Below are 22,343 nucleotides of genomic sequence, written 5' to 3'. Positions count from 1 at the left end.
ATTACCACTCATCATTTATCACTTATTAATATTAATTTCCCGTTACCACTTTTGCAAAACGGATTACTTTATCACCTAAAGTATAGCCGGTTTCGATAACATCTACAATTTTACCCTTTAAATCTTCTGAAGGGGCAGGGATTTGGGTAATCGCTTCGTGAAGATCTACATTAAAGCTGTCTCCGGCTTTTACTTCCATAGTTTTTAACCCTTTTTCAGTCAGTTTATTTTTGAATTTCTGATAAATAAGTTCAACCCCCTGAAGATCTGAAGGATTTCCGTTTTTAGCAATTTCTTTTAAGGCCCTTTCGAAATCATCCAAAACCCCAAGCATAGAAACCATCATATCCTGATTGGCATATTGGAAGAATTCCATTTTCTCTTTGGAAGTTCTTTTTTTATAATTTTCAAATTCTGCATAAAGACGGATGTAACGATCTTTTTCTTCTGCCAAAAGTTCTTCTGCAGTAGGAGTATTTGTCACATTTTCTTCAGAAGATGTTTCGTTCTGAATGTTGTTTTCTTCTTGTTTATTGATGTTTTCTTCGTTGATATCCTGATTTTCCATGTTCAATAACTATTTTAAAGATGTTTTAGTCAAAGATTCGGCCAAATAAGAAATCTGGACATTAAGTCACAAAAAGTGAAAGCGGATATGGTGAAAGATCAATAGTGAAAAGTCAATAGTCAATTTTTAAACCTGTCTTTATTTTCAATATTGATTTTATTAAGAATCCGGATATTTAAAATTGGCAAATGATATAAATTCACCTCTCACAATTCAGTTTTCACTATTGACTATTCTCCAAAAAAAGTCTGGTATAATAAATAAAGGTTTAAAATAATAATGATAAAAGAAATTATCCAGACACAAACCTTTAGAAATGGCTTATTGACAAATTCACCCATTTTGGCTTTATCGCTGGTAAACATAACCAGGGGAACTACCGCAAAGCTTAGCTGCATGGATAAAATAACCTGGCTTAAAACCAATAATTCCGTCGTTCCCTCTTCACCATACAGGATGGTAACGATTAATGCCGGAATTACCGCAATAAGCCTTGTTATTAATCTTCGCAGCCAGGGTTTCAGTCTTATGTTGAGGAAGCCTTCCATAACGATTTGTCCGGCTAAAGTTCCCGTTAATGTTGAGTTTTGACCTGAGGCTAATAAAGCAATGGCAAACGCAATGCTTGCCATGGAGGCCCCTAAAATAGGCGTTAACATTTTATAGGCATCATGAATATCAGCAACGTGCTTATTGCCGGTGATATGGAACGTTGCAGCTGCCAGAATGAGTATGGCTCCGTTGATAAAAAAAGCCAGCATTAAGGAAACCGTACTGTCTAGAGTGGCAAATTTTATTGCTTCCTTTTTTCCTTCACGGTCACGGGTATAGTCTCTTGTCTGTACAATGCTGCTGTGGAGATAGAGATTATGGGGCATCACGGTTGCTCCAAGGATTCCTATTGCAATATAGAGCATTGCGGGATTCTGGATAATCTCTTTTTGCGGAACCAGGCCTCCTAAAATCTCATTGACTGCAGGTTTTGAGATGACGATCTCATAAATAAAACAGGCGAGAATAATGAATATAAGCCCGCCGACGATACTTTCAATCCATCTGAAACCTTTTGCCTGAAGAAGCAGGATGATCAGTACATCCACTGTTGTAATAACAATTCCCCACGTCAATGGAATATGGAAAAGTAAGTTTAAGGCAATGGCAGAACCGATTACTTCGGCTAAATCACAGGCTGCAATAGCAATTTCACAAAGTATCCAGAGGATAAAGTTGGTGGTAGGATTAAAATGATCTCTGCAGGCCTGTGCCAGATCTCTTTCTGCAACAACGCCTAATTTTACGGATAAATGCTGCAAAACCATCGCAAAAATATTTGAAATAAGAATTACGGAAAGCAGAGTATAGCCAAACTGAGCGCCACCGGCAATATCCGTAGCCCAGTTTCCGGGATCCATATATCCAACAGCAACCATAAGCCCAGGACCTGCAAAGGCCAGATATTTTCTCCAGAAACTCCCATTTTTTGGGACTTTAATGGACGAATAAACTTCCGATAATGAAGGTGTTGATTTATCTTTACGCCAGGCGTTTTTTAAATTAAAATTCATAAATGTTAGAATTGACTAACAAATGTAATTAAATAAATGAAAAAACCATACATACGAAAAGAAAAAATCCCGGAAAATTTTTCCGGGATTTTAAATTTATATTGTTGAAAGATTATTTTGCAAATCTTACTGCCATTTTTCTGTCAACAGCTCTTTCGGCGTCAGAAGCTTTGGCATCTACTGTAGCAAATTTGCTTCCGTAGCCTTCAGCTTCTAAAACCTGTGCTCCAACCCCTTGTTTCCCAAGCCAATCTTTGATAAAAGTAGCTCTGGCTGTTGAAAGTTTTACATTATTGGCTTCATTACCCACTTTATCTGTATACCCTCCAATTTTAATTTTGGCATCGGGGAAAGCTTTTAAAATTGCTGACAGATTTTCAAGCTGTCCCTGAGAACCTGCTTCCAATTCGGTAGAGCTTCCCATTTTGAAATTTACATGGTCAAAATCATACCATTTATCTTTCAAAGCAGCATCATCTTTAGCATTTTTGTAGCCATCAGATTTCAGGAAAGCAATCATCTGATCTTCCATTCCGCCTTTATATCCTTTAAGAATTGTACCGTTCAGGTCGATATTCTCATCGGTTTTTGTGGTAGCAGGCATTGCTGCTGCGGTATCTGCCGGAGAAACTGCCGTTGCTGTATCCATAGGTGTACCAGTAGAGTCCCCTGCAACCGTTGTGGTGGTTGTTTCTTTTTTCTCACATTGCTTCCATAAGAAATAGGCAGCTGCAATCAGTAACAGAAGCGGAAGCAGCCATTTCCATATAGAGCCGCCACCGCCACTTTCATTATTCCTGTCCGGATTGGTTCCGGTAGGAGTGGTACTTCTGGTAACTTCTATTTTAGGTTCTTCCTGAGGCGGTGTTTTTATTGCATCATTATCATTATCAAACTTATATCCTTTAGCCCAGTCACCAATATTTAATGATGCTAAAGAAAGCCCTGCAGGTAACAAGGTGGAAATAATTCCTTTCTGGTCATTCAGCAGACCTGAAATACCGGACTTATCCAGATTATTATCGGCCGCATATTTCCCGACAGATCCTAATGTGGCTCCTGTCACCAAATTTAATAAAGAACTTGATGAATTATTACTGATCCCCGCAAAAGTAGCAATTGAGTTGACCAATCCTCCAATTTTATCACCAAAAATTGATGACAGCAAAGTAGAGATAATAGAGTTATTAGAAGAGTTCCCGAGAAGATTTCCTAAAATCCCGCTGGATGAGGCTCCACTAATTGCATCTAAAACTCCGGGATTGTCTGCATTGTTTGCTAATCCTCCCACAACTGCCGGCAAAAGGCCTCCAATTGCTTTTGAAATACCAGATTCACTTTCTCCGAGCTGTGATGCAGCCTGAGACACTAAAGCAGGACCCAATTGTCCTTTAATTAAGTCGATGACGTTTAAAGACATAATAAATTTTTTTGAGATTAATGTTGTTATAAATTTAAACAAAAAATCTGCTTAAAAGTTAGTTTCTTTAAATATTTCTTTAAACTTTAATTAAAATTTTGAAAAATTATCAAAATTTTAATAGGCTTTAGCAAATAGTACACGTCTCTGTGACGGTTTTCCGGAAATAAGCGAAATGCCTGCTTCTACGTCATCATCCAAAGGAATACACCTGATTGTTGCCTTTGTTTCTTCTTTGATCTGTTCTTCTTCTTCAGCTGTACCATCCCAATGAGCATAAATAAAACCTCCTTTTTCTTCCAGAACTTTTTTAAACTCTTCATAGGTATCTGCTTTAGTGATATTATCCTTTCTGAAGTTTAAGGCCCTATTGTAAAGGTCTTTCTGGATCGTTTTCAATAGTTCATCAATATAGGAATCCAGCCCTTCAATAGAATGAGTTTCTTTGGTAAGATTATCTCTTCTTGCGATTTCTACGGATTTGTTTTCAAGATCCTTTGGCCCGATTGCAATTCTTACAGGAACTCCTTTTAATTCGTATTCTGCAAATTTCCAGCCCGGCTTATTATGGGTATCATTATCGAACTTCACAGAAATACCTTTAGCTTTTAATTTAGCCTGGATATCCAGTGCAACCTCGCTGATCTGGTCTAACTGTTCTTCTCCTTTGAAGATAGGGACAATAACCACCTGGATCGGGGCTAAAGTAGGAGGCAGTACCAATCCGAAATCATCGGAGTGGGTCATGATCAAAGCTCCCATCAAACGGGTGGAAGTGCCCCATGAAGTAGCCCAAGCATATTCTATTTTTCCTTCTTTATTGGTGAATTTTACGTCAAAAGCTTTTGCGAAATTCTGTCCTAAGAAGTGAGAAGTTCCCGCCTGAAGAGCTTTACCATCCTGCATTAATGCTTCGATGCAATAGGTTTCATCAGCTCCTGCAAATCTTTCGGATGGAGTCTTTAATCCCTGGATAACCGGCATTGCCATAAAGTTTTCAGCGAAATCTGCATATACCTTGTTCATTTTTTCCGCTTCTTCCACAGCCTCATCTTTGGTAGCATGAGCGGTGTGCCCTTCCTGCCATAAAAATTCTGCCGTTCTTAAAAATAAACGGGTTCTCATTTCCCAGCGTACAACATTGGCCCATTGGTTAATCAATATCGGTAAGTCTCTGTAAGACTGAATCCAGTTTTTATAAGTATTCCAGATAATTGCTTCTGAAGTTGGACGTACAATGAGTTCTTCTTCCAGTTTAGCATCCGGGTCCACGATTAGTTTATGTGGATTATCCGGATCTGTTTTTAATCTGTAATGGGTAACAACGGCACATTCTTTTGCAAAGCCTTCTGCATTTTTTTCTTCTGCCTCAAACAAGCTCTTGGGCACAAAAAGCGGAAAATAAGCATTAACGTGACCTGTTTCTTTAAACTTTTTGTCCATTTCATCACGCATTTTTTCCCAGATTGCATATCCGTATGGCTTGATCACCATGCATCCCCGCACCCCTGAGTTTTCAGCTAAATCTGCTTTTACAACCAATTCGTTATACCATTTGCTGTAATCTTCGCTTCTTGAGGTTAATTTTGCCATTATTTTTTTTAATTTTTTTAACTTTTCTATATTATTGTTATCTAAAAATAAAAATCTATTTTTGATAGATTTTTTACCAGTGTTTTTGGTACATTTTTGGTACAGATTGCAAATATAATTTAAATTAAAAATTTTTACGTTATCATGAAAAGAAATATACATAAAAATTTGTTTGGTTTGCTAAAATCTAAAGGCATTTTGGCTATATCAGGCGGATTACTGCTGATGTCTTGCGGAACCCAAATGGGTGGGTATAGCGAGACCGACGGGGTCTATTATGATCCCAACAAAGATACACTGCCAGAAGGAGTGATCATCAATGATGGCGGAAACAGAGTAGGAGACTACTACGACTATTATCAAGATTCAAACGTTATACAAAATGCGGAAGCCAATTCCCAGGAACAGGATAACAGATATAACTCATGGAGTGATACCAACTGGAATGGGAATGCCACAGATTCTGACTGGGGAAATTTTGCCGGTTCTCAAACGAATTATTATGATAATTCATGGAGCTGGGGCTCACCTTGGGGCTGGTATGGAGGTTACAGTCCTTATTGGGGCTGGAACAGAGGCTGGGGCTGGAGCTTCGGTATGTCTTTCGGCTGGGGAAATTCCTGGGGCTGGGGCGGATATAATCCTTACTGGGGTTATGGATATTCTCCATATTGGGGATATTACGACCCGTTCTGGGGTGGATATTATGGTGGCTGGTACGGAGGCGGATACTGGGGGAACGGATATTACAATCCTGTTTACAGAAGAAGCGGTGCCAACGGAAGAGGATTTAACAGCAATGCCGGCGGTAACGGCCTGAAAAAATATAACGGATACAACGGAGGTTTCAGAAACGGGAACGGATCAGGTCTGAAAAACAGCGGATCAGGATTCAGACAGAACGCGAATAGCGGCTTCAGACAAAATGCCAACGGTGGTTTCAGACAAGGAAATACTAATGGCGGCTTCAGACAGCAGAATAACGGTGGCTTCAGAAATCAATCCGGATACCGTAATCCGAATCCTCAGACAAGACCCAACTATAATTACGACCAACAACAGTCTCAGCCAAGATACAGAAATGACAGTGGCTTCAGATCCGGTGGTTTCAACAACTCAAGTTCAGGAAGCAGTGGCGGCTTCAGAGGCGGTTCTTCCGGTGGCAGTGGTGGATTCAGATCCGGCGGCGGTGGCGGCGGTTTCAGAGGCGGAAGATAATTTCAAACTTAATAACTATTCAAAAAAATAATGTTAAAAAAATCTTTAGTAATAATGAGCATTTCTGCTGCATTTTTTGCACAGGCTCAGGATGTTTCCGCGATCAGGAATTCTATTGATGTATACTCTAATTCTCCAATGACAGGTTCTGCAAAGTTCAATGCCATGGGAGGATCTAACGGGGCTTTGGGTGGAGATGCAAGTTCTCTGCTCACCAACCCTGCAGGATTAGGGGTTGCTATTTCTGGAGAAGTGAATGCTACATTATCCATTACAAGTAATAAAAATACCTCCTCTTTTGCAGGATCTTCTTACGGATATAATATCAATAAAGGAGATCTCGGAAACATAGGTGGGATCATGACTTTTCAATTGATGACCGAAAGGGCATGGAAGTTTATCAATGTCGGGGTTAACTTTTCCAATCAATCTATAGAAAATTATGTAGAAACACCGGGAAACAGTAATATAATCTATGATTTTGATGAAAATAACAGCTCATCGTTAGGACGTCACGCTTACGACCGTTATGGTAATTTGTCTAAAACAAGCGTTGGGGTAGGAGCCAACTACAACAATAATGTATATATCGGGGCAGGACTGAACTTTTTCAACCTGACTATGGATCAGTCTGATACGGCATCTTTTACCTCCCTTCAAAACGGATCCAGCGAGCTTTTCAGTAAGCAAAATACACCTTACTATGAAAGATCGTCCGGTTTTTCAGCTTCATTAGGGGTAATTGGTAAATTAAGCCCTAATTTCAGATTAGGGGCATCATTGGAAACTCCTACATTCTGGGATATCGACAGAAGCTATAATTTCTATAATGATCCTGTATACGGTGATGATTATGCTGTAGAAAACAGAAAGCTGACCACACCTCTTAAAGCCACGGTAAGTGCTGCTTTCGTTGCAAGCAAAAGCTTTTCAATGAACATAGATTATACCCTTGGTTTAACGAGACCAAAATATAAAGAGTATGGGCCTGCAGAATCAGAACTGAACGATTTCTTCAAAGATAATTATAAAAACGTATCTGAAGTGAGAGTAGGTGCAGAATACAGAGTGAAGCAGATCAGGGTAAGAGGAGGATATTCCTATGCTTCCAATCCTTTGGATGCGCTTACCATCAGCAGATTTAATAATGACGGTTCAGTAGGAGATGAGTCTTACGGCAATCTTATCTTAAACGACAGAAATGCTTTGTCATTCGGTCTTGGATATGATTTCAAATCATTCTATATTGATGCGACTTATCAGAATATAAGCACGAAGTATAGCAATCCGTTCATGCAAGGGACTGTAGATCCTGCAAATAATATAGAAGCCGGATATTATTCATCAAACAAATTGATATCAAGCGATTCATACGCAGTATCTGACGTGAAAAACAACAGAAATAACTTCTTTCTTACATTTGGATGGAAATTCTAATTTCCAGATTGTGTAAAGTGATTAAATGAGGCTCCGGACAATGTCCGGAGCTTTTATTTTTATATCAATTTTTTTTAATGGTGATGATGACCTGCATGAGGATGAGAATGGAACAGATGCATGATCAGGGCGAGAGAAACCCCTACGATCACCAGGCCTATTTTTAACCAGTCGATATTGTGGTTTTTGTTGCTTTCAAAAATAATAACCGAAGAAATATGTAAGAATATCCCACCTACAATGGCAAGGAAATAAGGTTGTAAATCAGGGTTGAAATAATTTCCCAATAACATTCCCAAAGGAGATGCCAGTGCAAATAAAGCAACGATCAGTAATGAAGGATAGGAGGGTTTGTTTTGTACAGAATCTTTTCTGTTGAACAAAAAAGCACCCAGAATAAATGAGATCGGGATATTGTGAAATATAATCCCCAGAAGATAAGGAGAGGCAAGGTTGTCTTCATTGGCCAAAGGAATCCCTTCAATAAATGCATGAATAAACAATCCTGCCATTAGGGCAACGGGAAGTATATTATGTTCATTATGATGATGAAAATGCCCGTGCTCAAAACCTTTAGTCAGTGCCTCCAGGATCATCTGTAACAGCACACCGAGGATAACGAAAATTCCCAGGTTGCCGCTTTCCTCAGAAGTATAAACTTGTGGAAAAACTTCATTTAAGCAAATCGTAATTAAAAAACCGGCACTTAAAATCAATAAATTTTTTGCCAGCTTTTCCTTTTTACCAAAATATTTTCCAAGGAATACCCCTGTAATTACACTTAAAATCAGTAAAAGAACTATGATCATACTTTTTTCTTAAATAAATTGATGCAACGGGTTGAAGTGTCTTTTTGAAAATCATTCAGCTGATAATCACCCCATATTTTTATCCTTTCAAAACCACATTCCGTAGCATAGGAATTAATGGCTTCCAAAGTGTGAAGTTTTACTTTTTCAAAGTAATGATAGGGCTTTCCGTCAACTTCAAAACGGATATCCTTGATGATATGCCTGCCTTCAATCTTTTTACAGACTTTAAAATTAATCTCTCCGCGGCTGATGATTGATTCAGGAAGAATGTTTCTCCTTACATATTCTTCATTCAGATAATCCAGAACAAAATATCCGCTGGGCTTTAAAGAATTATAAACAGACTGGAAAACTTTCTTATCATCACTTTCATTATCAAAATACCCGAAGCTTGTAAAAAGATTGAAAACAGCATCCATCGGATCTGCATCAATAGGGTTTCGCATATCATGAACATCAAAAAGCAAGGTCTGGTTTTCAAACTGTTTGTCAAATTCTATGCTCTGCCTTGATAAATCGAGCCCCAGCACATCATATCCAAGTTTATTAAGAAAAACAGAGTGTCTTCCCTTCCCGCAAGCCAGGTCAATGATTTTGGCAGAAGGCGGCAGCTGAAGGTCGGCAGTAAGTTTTGTAATGAAATTTTCTGCCTCAGTATAATCTCTGTTGCTATAAAGTAAATGATAATAAGGGGTATCAAACCAAGATTCAAACCATTCCATAATGCAAAAATAACTAAATTTGTGGTCTTAAAAGAAAAGTATTTTAAACATTAAAGTATTGAAAGATTCAATTAATTTAAAAATTGAACCCCTAATCTTTTAGTTTTTAAATCATTAAATCTTTTAATTGTAATAATATGGATACAGAAAATCTAAAAATTCAGATAAAGACATTCTTCGGACTGGAGCCGATCCTGGCAGAAGAAATCAAAAGATTGGGCGGACGTAACGTTGAAGTTAAAAACAGAGCCGTAAATTGTGAAGGTGACCTTGGCTTCCTTTATAAAATTAATTATTCTGCAAGAACTGCTTTAAAAATTTTAATTCCTGTTTTTGAATTTAAAGCTTTTAACCAGCACCAGTTTTATGACAGACTTTTTAAAGTGGAATGGGAACAGTTTATGGATGTTGACCAGTCATTTGCGATCGATTCAACCGTAAATTCCGAAACATTTAAGCATTCCCAGTTTGTAACACTGAAAATGAAAGATGCCATTGTGGATTATTTTCAGGAGAAGTTTAAAAAACGTCCGAATGTAGAGCCTAAAAGCCCGGATATTAAATTCCATCTTCATATCGACAGAGAGCTGGTGACTATTTCCCTGGATTCTTCCGGTGATCCTTTATTCAAAAGAGGATACAGAAAAGAACAGGGTGAAGCTCCTATTAATGAAGTTCTCGCAAGCGGAATGCTTCAGCTTGCAGGTTGGGACGGAAAAGGTAATTTCCTTGATCCGATGTGCGGTTCCGGAACGCTTTTAATAGAAGCGGCGATGATTGCGATGGATCTTCCTGCACAGCTTTTCAGAAAAAGGTTTGCTTTCCAGAACTGGAAAAATTACGATGCTGAACTGTTTAACAAAATCAAAGAAGTCAGAGTAAACAGGATCAAAGAATTTACCGGGAAAATTGTAGGTTACGATATCGATGCAAGAATGTTGAATGCAGCAAGAATTAATATTGAGTCTGCGGAAATGGAAGATGTGATCGAAGTGAAAAAACAGAATTTCTTTGACTCTAAAAAAGAGCTTTTCCCTTTACTGATGGTTTTCAATCCTCCGTATGACGAAAGAATTTCTATCAGCGATGATGATTTCTACAAAAAGATAGGAGATACTTTCAAGACCGATTACCCAAACACATTAGCGTGGCTGATTTCTTCCGATCTGGAAGCCGTAAAAAAGATAGGCCTTCGCCCTTCAAGAAAAATCAAGCTTTTCAACGGAAAACTGGAAACCCGATTTTTACAGTACGAAATGTATGAGGGAACGAAGAAAGTTCATAAGCTCGAAAATCAATAAGAAAAACAGGCTTCGAGAGCCTCAGCCTGCTTGTTTGATAAACAAAATTATCTAAATACTGATGAAAAGTACGGCAGGCTGAGGCTCTCGAAGCCTGCATTCATTCAAAATTTAAATAAATGTCCTGGAATATTTTTGAAACCGTAGAATTTGTATTGGATTTTCTTGATCTGTTTTTCGGCAACCCATCCTCCGGGAGTCTCAGCTATGATGATAAGTTCAGAAGAACTAAAAAAACTAGAAAAACAAAATATCTTGTTGAAAAAATCAGTTCAGTTTTTATTATAATAGCATTAATACTATTATTTATCGTATTTAAAGATCCGTTACCTGCGGAGAATTATGTACAAACTTTGATTGTGGCTTCTCTAATAGGAGTTGCAGTCTCAATGATATTCTTTTTTATCCTGCATACCCTTGAATTTTATCATTTCAAAAATATATTCCAATGGCTGTTTTTCAGTTGTTCAGCTATTTTATTTTGTATTTCAGTGGTTTTATGTATTTATTTTGAATCCGGATTATTCTGATATTAATTATTTTCAGGTTACCTCACACCAGACGGCGCATATCCATACTGTTTTTTAAAAGCATAAGAAAAGTGCGACAGATCCTCAAAACCTACTTCCATAAAAACATCCGTTGGCTTTTTATTCTTTTCAGTAAGCTGATAATAGGCCAGCTCAAGGCGTTTTTTGGTAAGCCATCGCTGAGGTGTTCTCTGAAAAGCCTTTCTGAAATCCCGGTTAAAAGTGGAGAGGCTTCGTCCTGTTAAATATCCGAATCTTTCCAATGGCATATTAAACATATAGTTTTTCTCCATAAAGCTGATGAGGTCAATCTTTCCGGGCTCTTCAAAATCGGCCAGTACGGCATCAGTATTTTTATCAATTTCCCTGATAATACTAATGGCTTCCATGATTTTCAGTGAAGCGATATGTTCAGGAAAAGGTTCCTTCATATCAAAATAAGGGATTAATGAAGCCATACAGCTTTCCAATAAAGGATGATTGTTAAAAATGTGAATTCCGGTTTTTTTCCTGAGGTTTTTTGGCTCCGTATCAATGTTGGAATAAAATTTTTTAAGACGTTCTGTGGTAAGGTGCATTACTACAGCCTTATGCGGAAGCCCGTCCTTTGGGTAATTGATTATGGTTGCCAGGTGGTTTCTCGGAATCAGAAAAATATCACCCGCCTGAAAAGTGTAAGACCGGTCAGCCTGGATGATTTTTGTCTCACCGGATATAAACCAGACCAGCATATGGTATTCAAAAACTGTTTCCGTTTTAAACAGTTTATCATCATAGGTGGAAAGCTTGATGTCCGGTGTGATATATTTGATATGAAAATCCATTGGCTTATCATTTTTCACTAACAAAACTATTCATTTAAAAACATTTATTCAACATTGAATGCTATTCCTGTCATTTCTTCACTTAATGTCCATAAACGTCCGGCATTTTCTTTATCCAGGGAATACAACTGAACACCTCTTATCGTTGATGGGTCATCGTACCGGTGTTCAATCTGGCCATGATCGATTTCAGCGATATCACAGTTTTCGCAATATACACCGCCAATATCATCAAGCAAAGGGCTCGTAGCACACCATATTGTCGTGGCAGCACCTTGTGGGATGGTTTTTAATTTAGCTTCAACTTCAGGCTTTATTTTTCCATTTTGATCATGGGTTCCCATCTGGATATACAGGTCAATGGGTTCATCTCTTCCCAGATCGGTTCCATAAACAGATCCCGGATGTAAAGAGTAGGCTCTTACCTTGAATTCTTTTCCCCTGTTATCCAGTTCGGCAGCAAAAAGATTACATGCGGTTTTTGATTGTCCGTAACCCAGTAATGTCTGATATTCACGATGTTCAAAATTAGGGTCTTCAAAATCGAAAGATGACATCTGGTGGCCATAAGATGATACATTGATCACCCTTGCTCCATCAGCCTTTTTTAAAGTGGGCCAAAGCCTTGCCGTAAGCTGGAACTGCCCCAGGTAGTTTGTAGCAAGTTGAGATTCGATACCTCTCTTGTCTCTTCGTAAAGGGACCCACATGATTCCTGCATTATTGATCAGCAGATCGAGTTTTCTGTCTGAAGCTATGAATTTTTCTGCAAAAGCATCAATAGATCCGGGATCCATTAGATCGAGTAATTCCAGTTCAATAGGACTAATTCCGGCTAAATTTTTTCTTGCTTTTTCAATATCCCGGGCAGGAACAATAACCTTTGCACCAGCTGTAACTAACGTTCTGGTAGTTTCTAAACCGATTCCTGCGTAACCACCTGTAATGATGGCCGTTTTTCCGGTAAGGTTAATTCCTTCGATTACTTCCTGAGCAGTAGACTGTGCATTAAAACCTGATCCGATAGGTTGCTGTAAATTTTTCTGATAAGTATTCATTTTTTTAACTTTAATTTGTTGAGACAAAATTAGAGCAGATCAGGTTTGATGATTGTGTTGAGAATGTCAAATTGCTTTGTTAGAAATGTCATTTTATTTATTAATTGAAAAGTTGTACTTCAATTTAATAAAAAAGATTAGCCATTCCTATATTTTTGAAGGATTTGTGAAGAAGATTTTAGGTTCTGGATATCTATGTTTATGTCTCAAAATAATCCGTTGGGGTTCTGGAATACTCCGTTGAGGTTCTGGAATCCCTTGTTTCGGTTATGAACCGCATTTTTCACATTATAGAAGTGCTTTTTTGACGTTTCGAACCCCTAAATTTCCGGTTATGAACCTTAATTTTGAGGTTCATTAGATCAACAGACTTATTCGAGACCCCGTCGGATGATTTCAGAACCTGAAAATATCATTGATACAGTTATGAAGAGCAATAAAAAAATCCAAAACATATATTTTGGACTTGTATGGAAGGTTTGAAACTTAAGCTGAGGTTATCTTTGTTCCAATTTTATAATTTTTTCCTTTAATTCTTGAATTTCTTTTTTCAACATATTTATGTATTCCTGTTGGTTTTCTAATAAATATTCGGGAACATTACAATATACATTATTACTTCCAATATAGTTACCTGTATTATTTTCAAAGTTCTGGCTGATGGAGTTGTCAGAGTCAAACTGCTTAATGTCTTCAACTTCAACATCTAACAGTTTTGCAATACGTTCCCACTCATCATCTTTAATTTCTACTTCACCTTTTTCTTTACGGAGATATTGGGTCTGGCTTATGTTTAAATGTTCAGCTATATCTTGTTGAGAAAATTTTTTCTCTTTTCTCATCCTGATTAATTTTTCTTTGATCATAGAAATTTTTTTACAAATATAAAACAAAATTATGCGAATAAATTCGAATAATTTTTATTTGTATTTCAAAAGGTAGGGATATAGATTTGTGGCAAAAGTTATCCGGAAATACTTTTAGAAAACTAAAAAGAGTATTAACAATTAAAACAAAACAATGAAAAAGAAAATTTTATTTTGTGCTATGATGGGTATTTCCATTATGGCATTTGCGAGAACCCTTCAAGCGGTTTGGACTTCTACATGTGGTGTAAAGCATTATACTACATTTCCTGAAAATTATACTTATCAGCAAATGCAAAACTGGATTGCAGCCGCAAATCTTGTTGAATGTGGTGATGAGATTGATGTAATAATTAACCCTTAATTCATTAGGCGGAGTGCACGCCGCCTATTAATAATAAGATGAAGAAAAGATTAATTTTATTTTTAATTATGTTTTGTTTAAAGTTTTTTGGACAAAAAATAAATATAGAGACTTCTATTGTTGTTAATTATGATGCTTCAATAAAGCTAGGAGAAAAGAACAGACATGATCAAAAATTTGTTTTAATTGGAAATTCTCAAGACTATTATTTTGCTGCAGGGCAGAATTATTTGAATGATACAGGGCAATATACTCCAAAAGGGATTGACACAAGAGCAATAAGCGATTATTTTCAGGAAAGATTGATACGAAAAGATGGATTGACAAATATTTTTATTTCTTTAGCAGATACAAAAATAAGATATCAGGAAAAAACTGATTTAAAATGGGTTCTATATGGAGAGACTAAAATAATTAATGGTGTGAATTGTCAAATGGCAGCAACCAATAAATATGGAAGGAGGTGGATAGCTTATTTTTCTAAGGAATATCCTCAATCTCTTGGTCCATATAAATTTACAGGTTTACCGGGATTGATCTTTGAATTATATGATACAAGAGATGATTATCACTTTACACTTACTAAAGTGGGAAAGTATAATGATGATTTTGATTTTAACCTTAATGAATTTAAAAATTTTCCAAAAGAAAAATATTTAAAAGCTAAATATAATTTGGAATTTACAATGGCAAGATTTCCTGGAATGGAAGGGCAAGACAGTATGTATTTTCAGGGTTTACTAGAGAAATTAAAAAAATTAGAAAATAATCCATTAGAATTAAAGCCTTTTGAATGAAGATATGAAAAAATGCTTTTACCTCTTGATTTTCTCATTTTTAATGGGAATGGCTCAAAAAATTGAAATAAAGCCTACAATACAAATAACATATAACGCAAATCTTAAATTAGGAGATAGTTTAAAAAAAAACAAAAATTTTATTTTGATTGGAAACTCCCAAGATTTTTATTTTGGTATTGATAATTTGTATCTTTTTGATTCAGGAAAATACAAATCTAAGGATGGAATTGACTCTAAATCAAACAATATCATTTTTAATGAAAGAGTGATTAAAATAAATAATAAAACAACAGTTTTCACCATTGCAATAGATTCTAAAATAAGATACGAAGAATCTGAATCATTAAAATGGGTTCTTTACGGAGAAACAAAAATGATTAATGGAATAAAATGTCAAATGGCAGCAACCAACAAATACGGAAGAAGGTGGATTGCTTATTTTTCTAAGGAATATCCTCAGTCTTTAGGACCTTATAAATTTAATGGCTTACCAGGATTGATCTTTGAATTATACGATACACGAGATGATTACCATTTTATAGCTACAAAAGTTGAGAAAAACTCTGAGACTTTTAAATATAACCTTTCGAGTTATAAATTAATGAGTAAAAAAAATTATTTAACTGCCCGGTATAATATGGAGTTTACAATTGCTGGTTTTCCGGATCTGGACGAGGGAATGAGAAAACAAACACAAGAGATATTTGATAAAAAGAAAAAGATGTTTAACAATCCTCTGGAATTGAAACCTTTTGAATAATAAATGAGTTTGTTAATTTTTGAATTAATAGTTAAGTTATTTTGGTTGTAGAAAAAATATTATATGAAGATTTTTCGTTTTATATTTTTGCCTACTTGTTTGCGCATTCTTTCGTGAATAAGTAATTTTGAAAAATTTTCAGATTTGAAGCCTACAATTTCCATCATCGTTGCTATTTTTAACCGAAAAGATGAGCTTTTCGAACTGCTCACTTCACTTACCCAACAAACCGATAAAGATTTTGAAATTATTATCGTAGATGATGGTTCCCTGATTGATCTGAAACCGACCATACATCATTTTGAAAGCTTCCTGAGCATCAGATATTTCAGAAAAAATAACTCCGGACCCGGTCTTACAAGAAATTACGGTGCCGGAAGAGCGGAAAACGAATGGCTGATTTTTGTAGACAGTGATGTCATTGTAGAAAAAGATTATATTGAAAATATTAAAAAAGATATAGCAGAAATTCCCTGTGATGCTTTCGGGGGTGCGGACAAGGCCCATAAAGGCTTTAACCTGATGCAAAAAGCGATCTCGTATTCCATGACCTCGGTTTTTACAACAGGCGGAATCAGAGGGAATAAAAAAACGGTTTCAAAATTTCAGCCGAGAAGTTTTAATATGGGCGTGAAAAAGACTGTTTTTGATAAGGTGGGCGGATTTTCAGAGATGAGAATAGGTGAGGACTCGGATTTGTCAATGACGCTTTGGGAAAATGGTTTTACCACAGCATTTTTTGATGATATTGCAGTCTATCATAAACGAAGAGTGGATTTCGGGAAGTTTTCAAAACAGGTATTCCAGTTTGGCTGTGCAAGGCCAATTCTTAATCAGAGACATCCGAATTATGTAAAGATATCTTTTGCATTCCCGACTTTATTCCTGTTAGGTTATATTTTAGGCTTTATTGAATATTTCTTTTTAGGAAGAGGAATTATCCTGGCTTTGTATGGATTGTATACTTTTATGGTCCTTTTTCATGCGCTAATCGTGACTAAAAATATAAGTATTGCAGCAATGGCGGTGATTTCCACTTATATTCAGATGTTTTCGTACGGTTACGGTTTTTTAAAATCATGGATTTTGCTGAATGTCTTCAGGATGAAAGCGGAAGATGCATTTCCGAAGCATTTTCATAAAAAATAATCTTTTTTAAACCATTAAGGCCGGTTAAGCGGTTAAGAATATTAAGTTTGCTTGATTAAAATTAATTCCTTCAGGATTCTTAGGGATAAAAATAAATGCTGTCGAAATTTCAACAGCATTTATAAACAATGATAAAAATTAGGATATAGATATGCTTTCATGGTTAAGAACGCCGACTTTTTCCATGCATTCTTTCATTTTTTGATAGGTCCTTTCGATGTCGTGGTCAAGGCCTATTGAAAATCTGATCAGTCCGTCAGAAATTCCCATTGCAGCCCGCTCTTCTTCCGGAATCTCCGAAGAAGTTGAGCTTCCGGAACACGAGAATAAAGTTTTGTAAAATCCTAAGCTTACTGCCAGATATCCGAGGTTTTCCTGCTGCATCATTTCCATTAATTCATTAGCCTTTTCTGTCGTTCCGGCATCTAAAGTCAATAATCCGCCAAACCCATATTCTTCATGCATCATGCTTTTCATTAATTCGTGGTTTCTGTGGGATTTTAATCCGGGATAGACCACGCGTAATCCGTCTTCCTCAAATTTCTGAGCCAGGTACATGGCATTATGACTATGCTGTTTGATTCGGATGTGAAGTGTTCTCAGATTTTTCAGAATACTTGCCGAACGCATACTATCCATCGTAGGTCCAAGCAACATACACGCTCCGGTATTGACATTTTTGGTATCATTAATGAATTCCTGGCTTCCGCAATAAACACCACCAACAGTATCACTGCTTCCGTTGATGAATTTCGTTAAACTGTGGATGACAATATCTGCCCCCAACAATTTCGGAGAGATGGAAAGTGGAGAAAATGTATTGTCTACAATCAGCTGTAAATTGTATTTTTTACAGATCTCTGAAAGCCTTCTTAGATCGGCAACTTCAAGAAGAGGATTGCTCACACTTTCACAGTAAATAACTTTTGTACTGGGCTGTATGGAGTTTTCAATAGATTCAAAATTATTAATATCCACGAAAGTGGTACTGATGTTGAAAGGAGGAAGGAAATTTTTAAGGAATGCATAAGTTCCACCGTAAATGGTCCTGCTGGAAATAATGTGGTCACCGCTTTTGCAGACCTGCATCAAAACAGAAGTAATGGCACCCATTCCCGATGCGGTAACATTGGCTGTTTCTGTGTTTTCCAGTTTTGCCAGGGCCTGTGAAAGATACAGGTTCATGGGAGATGAATGTCTGGAATATAAATAACATCCGTCTGCATTACCTTCAAAAGTATCAAACATGGTTTTTGCAGAAAGAAAAGTATATGTAGAACTGTCTGAAATAGAAGGGTTCACTCCACCGAATTCACCGAAATACTGTAAATCCTGTATTTCATTGGCTGCATTAAAGTCTTTCATAAATCTTAGATTTTGTTCTGCTAAATTTGAATTAATTCCATAATTATTACAATGGTATTTTGAAATATTAGAATATAAATCTATTTTTATTTATTATTGCCGAAAAAAAGTTTAGTATATTTGATCGCTGTAAGCTTTTACCAAAAAAATATCTATGAACTTTGATGAAACGGATAAGAAACTGCTTCTTTTTTTGCAGGAAGATTCTAAGCAAACCACCAAAGAGCTCTCTTACAAGCTGGGGCTATCTGTGACGGCAGTTTATGAAAGAATTAAAAAGCTTGAAAATTCCGGAGTGATTTCAAAATATGTTGCCTTGTTGGATAAACATAAAGTGAGCAGGGATTTTATTGTTTTATGCCATGTGAAATTAACGCAGCATAAAAAAGAGTATGTACTTCAGTTTGAACGTGAGATCATGAATCTCCATGAGGTTACAGAATGTTTTCATGTAAGTGGTGATTACGATTATATTTTAAAAATCGGGGTGAAAGATATGGAAGATTACCGGAATTTTATGTTGAGCAAACTGACTACCTTACAGCATATAGCCAGTACGCACAGCTCTTTTATGATCTCTGAGGTGAAAAATACAACGTCGATTGTTTTATAAAACTGAAAATGTAGATTAATTATATCCGAAGCCCTGTAGTATTTTAAATTAATACCCCATTTTTAGAAACAATAGGATCCGGCAGATCGGTTTCTCCGGCTATTTGTAATAAATCAATTTCAATGTTTCTGCAAATAGAGAGCATCGGAACATCAAACATAAGCCCTGCAAACGGATTTTCCGAATAATCGCCTACCAGTTCCATGATAATGTAAATCCAGCCGATAATGATACAGAAGGGAATAGAAGTCCAGATACCCCAGTCACCAAGTTTTGCAAATTCATTGACCAAGCCTAAAGGGAGTAACATGATAAAAAGAACATTGAAAATAAACGCAGTACTTGCAAACTGTCTTGGTGACGGAAATTTTTTAATTCTTTCTGCCTGTCCCTGAAAACCATAAAATTCATTCAGGCACGTCTGTAACTGCATTTGATTGAAGTCTGAAATAGCCTTGATATTTTTTAGCTCATTTATATCTTTTGCCTGTTTTGAAATAAGATAAGTTGCAAAATTTTTATAATCCGATTGCAGATCCGCTTCTTCCTCAGAGAGATATTTATTAAGGAAAATCGGAGTTCTTCCATAATCCGGAAACCCCGCTTTGATCAATCTGTTCCTTCTTTGGTTGATATGATGATAATGTTCTTCCTCTGCACTGATGTGTTCCCACTCGGTAGGTACCAGCAGTTGTTCACGAAAAGCATACAGCCATGCAATATGACGATAAACGATTTTTTTTCTCCGGTCTTCCAGATCAAAAGTGCCTACTTCTTCATTATCAGTGTTAAAAGCATACACCATGGAAGCTAATGACCGGCTTGAATTTACAATTCCACCCCAGATTTTTCTGGCTTCCCAAAGCCTGTCATAAGCCTGATTATTTTTAAAACCAACCAAAAACGCTTCAGCGGTACCGATCAGTGCTACCGGAACCCAGGGGATGGTCATCCAGTGCCAGTTGAAAAAATAGAAAAGAGCAGCGATCAATGTACACCAGATCGAAATCCAGATCAGATGAGTGCCGGATAAATTGAGAACCTGCCTGTAATTGAAATATTTTGTAGTGATCATAAGTGCATGTAAAGTTTAGTGCAAGTTTATTAAAGATAATAAAAAATGTACAAAAAAAACCTCTAAAATTATTTTAGAGGTTTAAAGTTTTATCTGAATTAATGTTTTAATAGCTCATCAATTTTTTCACTGAGTTTCTCGGCATTTGGAAGCATTTCTTTTTCCAGTACCAGATTGATAGGAACAGCCGGAACATCCAAAGACCCTATTGTTTCTACCGGGGCTTCAAGATATCTGAAACAGTTTTTGGAGATTCTGTGTGCAAAAGCTTCTGCAAATGAATTATTAAGCTGCTCTTCTGTCAGAACGATACATTTCCCGTGAGCTTTCACTCTTTCGAAAACCAGCTCTTCATCGAGAGGGATCAGGGTTCTCAAATCTATTACTTCAACTCTTCCGTTAAAGCTTTTTGCAGCTTCTTTAGCCCAGTAAACACCCATTCCGTAAGTTACCACCAATAAGGTCCTTCCTTTTTCAGTTTCATTTTTATCAGCTTCAATGATCACTTTTCCTTTCCCGAAAGGTAAAATATAATCTTCTGCCGGTTCTATGGTTTTTGCGTCTTCGGTTCCTGGAACTTTGCTCCAGTAAAGGCCTTTGTGTTCAAGCATAATTACCGGATTCGGGTCGTAATAAGCGGCTTTTAATAAGCCTTTAAAATCTGCGGCGTTACTTGGATAAGCTATTTTAATCCCTTTAATATTCGCTAAAATACTTTCCACACTGCCACTGTGATAAGGGCCTCCGCCTCCGTAAGCTCCGATCGGAACACGGATAATATTACTTACAGGGAATTTTCCCTGGCTTAAATAGCTTGATTTTGAAATTTCCGTGATCAGCTGGTTGATTCCCGGATAGATATAATCTGCAAACTGTACTTCTACAATGGGTTTCAAGCCAACGGCACTCATCCCTGTTGTGGAACCAATAATATAAGCTTCCTGAATTGCGGTATTGAAAACTCTTTTGCTGCCGAATTTTTTACCTAAAGTTACCGTTTCACGGAAAACCCCACCGATTCTTTCCCCGACATCCTGTCCATAAAGTAAAGCCTCGGGATGTTTCCACATCAATTCCTGGATGGCATGGATGGCAGCGTCTACCATTACGATTTTTTCTCCGCCTGCAGGTTCACGTGTTCCTGTTTCCTCAATAATCGGGGTAGGAGCAAAAATATGTTGCATCACAGTTTCCGGTTTCGGATCTTCTGCATTTTTAGCTCTTTCAAAAGCTTCTTCAGTTTCTAAGCGGGCTTTTTTCGTGATCTGTTTTAATAGTTCTTCATCAACTCCGGATTCAAGAAGCTGATTCCTAAGGATTTCTCCCGGATCTTTCGCTCTGTGTTTCGTTAAATCCTCTTCATCTCTATAGAATTCTCTTCTTACTCCTGAAGTATGGTGACCGATCAAAACTGTTTTTGCACATACTACTAATGGTTTTCTTTCAGTTCGTACGAAATCTACAGCTTTTTTCATCACTTCAAAACTTTCAGCGAAATCCGTTCCGTCTACTCTCATTCTGCTCAAGCCTGTAAATCCGGCTACAAAATCGTAGGCATCACAAGTTCTGGCTTCTTCTTTGGTCACGGAAATACCCCATTCATTATCCTGTACAAGGAAAATAATTGGAAGTTGGTGTAAAGCTGAAAACTGAAGTGCTTCACTCACTTCACCTTCTGTCATAGAATTATCTCCAAGACTGCAAATGACAACCGGATTGTTTTCAAATTGCTGTAAATTAAAGTCCTGAATATATTTTATACCCTGTGCAATTCCTGCAGTCGGAATGGTCTGCATTCCTGTCGCTGAACTCTGATGAATAATTTTTGGCTTATTTTCATCTCTGCTCGAAGGGTGAGAATAATAAGATCTACCTCCTGAAAAAGGATCGTCAGCTTTTGCCAGCAGCTGTAGCATCAGTTGATAAGGTTCAAACCCGATTCCCAGCAGAATACTTTCATCCCGGTAATAAGGTGAAACCCAGTCTTCTTTTTTTAACTGATAGGCGGTAGCCAGCTGTATGGCTTCGTGGCCTCTTGATGTACTATGAACATATTTACAAACATTTCTGTTCTCTTCATAGATGTCTGCCATTGCTTTTGCCAACATCATATGGTTGTAAGCCTTAAGTAAAATATCCTGAGAAACTTTTTCGTGAAGTGTATTTTCCATAGAAAGCAAAGATACATAAAAAAACAAAATACTAACGCTTGTTAGTATTTTGTAAAGATTGCATCATGTGAAAGATTATTCCTTAATAAGCTTTTTAGAAATAACTTCTTTACCTGTTTTTACCTCAAGAAT

Annotated in this window: 21 protein-coding genes; 9 read left to right on the top strand and 12 right to left on the bottom strand. The window is 36.9% G+C overall.

The window, feature by feature from the left end; translation table 11 throughout:
- Positions 1-31: 31 nt before the first annotated feature.
- From PMI13_RS08265 to proS, 4 genes are all read right to left on the bottom strand, one after another.
- Positions 32-568: a nucleotide exchange factor GrpE gene (locus PMI13_RS08265; RefSeq protein ID WP_007842641.1), complete on the bottom strand. Its 537-nt coding sequence runs from the start codon at positions 566-568 to the stop codon at positions 32-34.
- 230 nt (positions 569-798) lie between these two features.
- A complete protein-coding gene (locus tag PMI13_RS08260) occupies positions 799-2,133 on the bottom strand; it encodes an Nramp family divalent metal transporter (RefSeq protein ID WP_007842640.1) in 1,335 nt (444 codons plus the stop codon).
- 112 nt (positions 2,134-2,245) lie between these two features.
- Positions 2,246-3,553 (bottom strand): OmpA family protein, encoded by a 1,308-nt coding sequence (locus PMI13_RS08255; protein WP_007842639.1) that lies wholly within the window; start codon positions 3,551-3,553, stop codon positions 2,246-2,248.
- A gap of 117 nt (positions 3,554-3,670) precedes the next feature.
- Positions 3,671-5,146, bottom strand: coding sequence for a proline--tRNA ligase (gene proS, locus PMI13_RS08250; RefSeq protein ID WP_007842638.1), 1,476 nt, complete (start codon positions 5,144-5,146; stop codon positions 3,671-3,673).
- 144 nt (positions 5,147-5,290) lie between these two features.
- Here proS and PMI13_RS08245 point away from each other — a divergent pair, with 144 nt between their 5' ends.
- Complete coding sequence (locus PMI13_RS08245) at positions 5,291-6,364, top strand: hypothetical protein (RefSeq protein ID WP_007842636.1); 1,074 nt, start codon at positions 5,291-5,293, stop codon at positions 6,362-6,364.
- A gap of 54 nt (positions 6,365-6,418) precedes the next feature.
- Positions 6,419-7,801 carry an OmpP1/FadL family transporter gene (locus PMI13_RS08240; RefSeq protein ID WP_007842634.1) on the top strand — a complete coding sequence of 461 codons (1,383 nt, stop codon included), beginning with the start codon at positions 6,419-6,421 and terminating at the stop codon, positions 7,799-7,801.
- Positions 7,802-7,875: 74 nt separating this feature from the next.
- On the opposite strand, the gene PMI13_RS08235 is transcribed toward PMI13_RS08240, so the two are convergent.
- The gene (locus tag PMI13_RS08235) at positions 7,876-8,610 is read right to left on the bottom strand and encodes a ZIP family metal transporter (RefSeq protein WP_007842631.1); all 735 of its coding nucleotides are present in this window, start codon (positions 8,608-8,610) and stop codon (positions 7,876-7,878) included.
- The gene (locus tag PMI13_RS08230) at positions 8,607-9,335 is read right to left on the bottom strand and encodes a class I SAM-dependent DNA methyltransferase (protein ID WP_007842630.1); all 729 of its coding nucleotides are present in this window, start codon (positions 9,333-9,335) and stop codon (positions 8,607-8,609) included. Before PMI13_RS08230 ends, PMI13_RS08235 begins: the two co-directional genes overlap by 4 nt.
- A 137-nt stretch (positions 9,336-9,472) precedes the next feature.
- Between PMI13_RS08230 and PMI13_RS08225 the strand changes: the two genes are divergently transcribed.
- Both PMI13_RS08225 and PMI13_RS08220 read left to right on the top strand, forming a co-directional pair.
- Complete coding sequence (locus PMI13_RS08225) at positions 9,473-10,636, top strand: THUMP domain-containing class I SAM-dependent RNA methyltransferase (protein ID WP_007842629.1); 1,164 nt, start codon at positions 9,473-9,475, stop codon at positions 10,634-10,636.
- A gap of 119 nt (positions 10,637-10,755) precedes the next feature.
- Positions 10,756-11,166 carry a hypothetical protein gene (locus PMI13_RS08220; RefSeq protein WP_007842627.1) on the top strand — a complete coding sequence of 137 codons (411 nt, stop codon included), beginning with the start codon at positions 10,756-10,758 and terminating at the stop codon, positions 11,164-11,166.
- A 17-nt stretch (positions 11,167-11,183) separates the two neighbouring features.
- Here PMI13_RS08220 and PMI13_RS08215 read toward each other — a convergent pair whose 3' ends face one another.
- From PMI13_RS08215 to PMI13_RS08205, 3 genes are all read right to left on the bottom strand, one after another.
- Positions 11,184-11,990 carry a helix-turn-helix domain-containing protein gene (locus tag PMI13_RS08215; protein WP_007842624.1) on the bottom strand — a complete coding sequence of 269 codons (807 nt, stop codon included), beginning with the start codon at positions 11,988-11,990 and terminating at the stop codon, positions 11,184-11,186.
- A gap of 44 nt (positions 11,991-12,034) precedes the next feature.
- A complete protein-coding gene (locus PMI13_RS08210; protein ID WP_007842621.1) occupies positions 12,035-13,048 on the bottom strand; it encodes an SDR family NAD(P)-dependent oxidoreductase in 1,014 nt (337 codons plus the stop codon).
- Positions 13,049-13,545: 497 nt separating this feature from the next.
- A complete protein-coding gene (locus PMI13_RS08205) occupies positions 13,546-13,914 on the bottom strand; it encodes a helix-turn-helix transcriptional regulator (protein WP_007842619.1) in 369 nt (122 codons plus the stop codon).
- Positions 13,915-14,068: 154 nt separating this feature from the next.
- On the opposite strand from PMI13_RS08205, the gene PMI13_RS08200 reads away from it, so the two are divergent.
- The 4 genes from PMI13_RS08200 (at position 14,069) to PMI13_RS08185 (ending at position 16,987) form a co-directional block, all read left to right on the top strand.
- On the top strand, positions 14,069-14,278 hold the full coding sequence (locus PMI13_RS08200; protein WP_007842617.1) for a hypothetical protein: 210 nt from the start codon (positions 14,069-14,071) through the stop codon (positions 14,276-14,278).
- A 38-nt stretch (positions 14,279-14,316) separates the two neighbouring features.
- On the top strand, positions 14,317-15,075 hold the full coding sequence (locus PMI13_RS08195) for a GLPGLI family protein (protein WP_034670234.1): 759 nt from the start codon (positions 14,317-14,319) through the stop codon (positions 15,073-15,075).
- Complete coding sequence (locus PMI13_RS08190) at positions 15,068-15,838, top strand: GLPGLI family protein (RefSeq protein ID WP_007842613.1); 771 nt, start codon at positions 15,068-15,070, stop codon at positions 15,836-15,838. The genes PMI13_RS08195 and PMI13_RS08190 overlap by 8 nt, the downstream gene beginning before the upstream one ends.
- A gap of 144 nt (positions 15,839-15,982) precedes the next feature.
- On the top strand, positions 15,983-16,987 hold the full coding sequence (locus PMI13_RS08185; protein WP_007842612.1) for a glycosyltransferase: 1,005 nt from the start codon (positions 15,983-15,985) through the stop codon (positions 16,985-16,987).
- Positions 16,988-17,125: 138 nt separating this feature from the next.
- Here PMI13_RS08185 and PMI13_RS08180 read toward each other — a convergent pair whose 3' ends face one another.
- Positions 17,126-18,352: an aminotransferase class I/II-fold pyridoxal phosphate-dependent enzyme gene (locus PMI13_RS08180; RefSeq protein WP_007842611.1), complete on the bottom strand. Its 1,227-nt coding sequence runs from the start codon at positions 18,350-18,352 to the stop codon at positions 17,126-17,128.
- Between the two features lie 154 nt (positions 18,353-18,506).
- Between PMI13_RS08180 and PMI13_RS08175 the strand changes: the two genes are divergently transcribed.
- Positions 18,507-18,965 carry an Lrp/AsnC family transcriptional regulator gene (locus tag PMI13_RS08175; protein ID WP_007842610.1) on the top strand — a complete coding sequence of 153 codons (459 nt, stop codon included), beginning with the start codon at positions 18,507-18,509 and terminating at the stop codon, positions 18,963-18,965.
- Positions 18,966-19,008: 43 nt separating this feature from the next.
- Here the strand turns inward: PMI13_RS08175 and PMI13_RS08170 are convergent, their stop codons facing one another.
- Together PMI13_RS08170 and PMI13_RS08165 are read right to left on the bottom strand one after the other, a co-directional pair.
- The gene (locus tag PMI13_RS08170) at positions 19,009-20,040 is read right to left on the bottom strand and encodes a bestrophin family protein (RefSeq protein ID WP_007842607.1); all 1,032 of its coding nucleotides are present in this window, start codon (positions 20,038-20,040) and stop codon (positions 19,009-19,011) included.
- 98 nt (positions 20,041-20,138) lie between these two features.
- Positions 20,139-22,211: an alpha-ketoacid dehydrogenase subunit alpha/beta gene (locus PMI13_RS08165; protein ID WP_034670232.1), complete on the bottom strand. Its 2,073-nt coding sequence runs from the start codon at positions 22,209-22,211 to the stop codon at positions 20,139-20,141.
- Between the last annotated feature and the right edge of the window lie 132 nt (positions 22,212-22,343).

Source organism: Chryseobacterium populi (assembly GCF_000282115.1).
Classification (GTDB): Bacteria; Bacteroidota; Bacteroidia; order Flavobacteriales; family Weeksellaceae; genus Chryseobacterium; species Chryseobacterium populi.
This window is presented reverse-complemented; position numbering and strand designations above follow the sequence as displayed.